1 protein-coding gene and 1 pseudogene (1 of these 2 only partly in view) are annotated in these 2344 nt (G+C 58.4%); both read left to right on the top strand.

Annotated features, from left to right (window positions below):
• The first annotated feature begins 292 nt into the window (after positions 1 to 292).
• The gene (locus B3397_RS19710; protein WP_296253314.1) at positions 293 to 1168 is read left to right on the top strand and encodes an urea carboxylase-associated family protein; all 876 of its coding nucleotides are present in this window, start codon (positions 293 to 295) and stop codon (positions 1166 to 1168) included.
• A 208-nt stretch (positions 1169 to 1376) separates the two neighbouring features.
• Positions 1377 to 2344, top strand: a pseudogene (locus tag B3397_RS19705) (TonB-dependent siderophore receptor); it runs 1149 nt beyond the window's last position.

Genomic DNA, 2344 nt, shown 5'->3' with positions numbered 1-2344 from the left:
CTTTCGTCTCAACCGAGGCGCACATCTTAGTGCGCTTCCTTCTGACTGTCAACCCTTTACAATTTAATTTTTTCAATCAAATCAGTAAGTTAGGGAAGATTCAACACGAGGCTGCTCGTCTTCGGGAGGCGAATAATACAGGATGTGAAAACACGGTCAACCCCCTCTTGAAATCTTTTTGCAAAATGCTTCGAAGACCTCGCCTACGCCCTATCGGCACGCCGCGGCGTGCTTGCATGGGAGTTACTCTTACGGAGCTATTGATTGACTCGATTACACCTCGGAGAACTGCATGAAGCCCGTCCCTTTATCTACTGCGCCAACCGATGCCGAGCAGCGCAAGGCCATCAAGCCAGTGCTGTGCTACCCGACCCAGAGCTTGCCCCGCCCCGACGTCAGCGCGTACAGGGCCGTTCGCGATGAGCTGACCCTAGTCGACACTGTCCGCGTACCCGCTCGCGATGCCGCAACGTTCACCGTACCGGCAGGTAGCTTCTTTCGGATCATCTCCATCGACGGTCCACAGGTTGGCGACCTCAACCTGTTCAATCGGCACGACCTGACCGAGCGCTTCTATACCGGCAAGACCCGCGCACTCAACGGCACTCATCTGGGGGTGGGCGACCAACTGTTTTCAAGCTTCCCCTACCTGCGCCCCATGGCCACCATTACCCACGACTCACTGGACTGGTACGGCTTCGACGAGTACGGCGGCTCAGTGCATGACGTGATCGGTACGCGTTGCGATCCCTATACCCATAACCTGCTCAGTGGCGGCGACCAGTACCACTATTGCTGCCACTCCAACCTGACCCGTGCACTGGCCAACTCCACTGGGCTGGCGACGAGTGAAGCCGAGCCGCATGTGCACGACGTATTGAATGTGTTCATGTGCACCGGTTTCACCCGCGACACAGGCCAGTACTTCATGAAAGCCAGCCCGGTACGACCTGGCGATTACCTGGAGTTTTTCGCTGAAATCGATCTGCTGGGCTGCTTGTCTGCCTGTCCGGGCGGCGATTGCTCAAGCAAGCACTCTTCGGACGAAGCCCGGTGTTATCCGTTGCTGGTGGAAATCTATTCGCCAGCACGAACGCCCGCGGGGTGGCAGGCACCGGAGGTCAATGCCTACGACCGCAGTCACGGAGTCGCCGAGACCACTTTATAGATGTTGGGGCGGCAGCGATGAATGGAAACGAATGGGCCGACGCCTGCAGTGGGAAGAAGAGCTTTATCGGGTAGGAAGATTCTGACAAAATGAATGGTAACGATTCTTAACACCATTCGCCTATCAAGCTCGGAAGCTACTCATGTCCCGCTCTGTCTCGCTGCGCCCGCTCCACTCGCCCCGCCATTTACTGACCATGGCCGTCTGCATGGCGACGCTCAACCCAGCCTGGGCAGAAGACAGTGACGCTGCCGCTAGCCCCGGCGTGGTCGAACTGGGTGCCACCGAGATCAGCAGGACACAATTGGGCAGCGTGACCGAAGGGTCAGACTCCTACACCACCGGTGCCATGTCGACCGCCACCAAGCTGCCCCTGACCATGCGCGAGACGCCTCAGGCCGTGACGGTGATCACGCGTCAACGCATGGACGACCAGAACATGACCAGCATCAACGACGTGGTTGCCGCTACGCCCGGGCTGTTTCTGGATTACGGCAATGGTCCCGGTCGACAGGCCTATACGGCCCGCGGCTTCAACATCGACAACCTGATGTACGACGGCATTCCAAGTGGGTACAACGGCGTGTCGGTAGGGGTGCAGCCGAACCTGGCAATGTTCGATCGGGTGGAAGTGGTGCGCGGTGCAACGGGTCTGGTTACAGGCGCGGGCAACCCTTCGGCGGCCATCAACCTGGTGCGCAAACGGCCACTGGCTGAACAGAAGCTCACCTTTACCGGCGCAGCAGGCAGCTGGGACAACTACCGCGGTGAAGTGGATGCTTCCAGTCCGCTCAATGACGCCGGCACCCTGCGTGGTCGGGTGGTAGCGTCCTATCAGGACGCCAACAGTTTTGTCGACAATGCCGAGGAGGACCATGGCCTGTTCTACGCCGTGACCGAGGCGGACCTGAGTGAAGACACCAGCTTGATGATTGGCTTCTCCCATCAAAAGGACAAGACCAACTATTTCTGGGGCGCCACCATGATTGGCCTCGACGGCAACCACCTGGACCTGCCCCGATCCTACAACCCAGGTACCGACTGGGAGAACAAGGACCAGGAAACCAACACGGTTTTCGCCGAACTGCGTCAGAACCTGGCCAACGACTGGAAGCTCCAGGTCAATGCCAACTACGCCGAGCAGAATGCATTGTTCTCAGGCTCCTACCAATCCCG

Source organism: Pseudomonas sp. UBA4194, assembly GCF_002379585.1.
GTDB lineage: Bacteria > Pseudomonadota > Gammaproteobacteria > Pseudomonadales > Pseudomonadaceae > Aquipseudomonas.
This window is presented reverse-complemented; position numbering and strand designations above follow the sequence as displayed.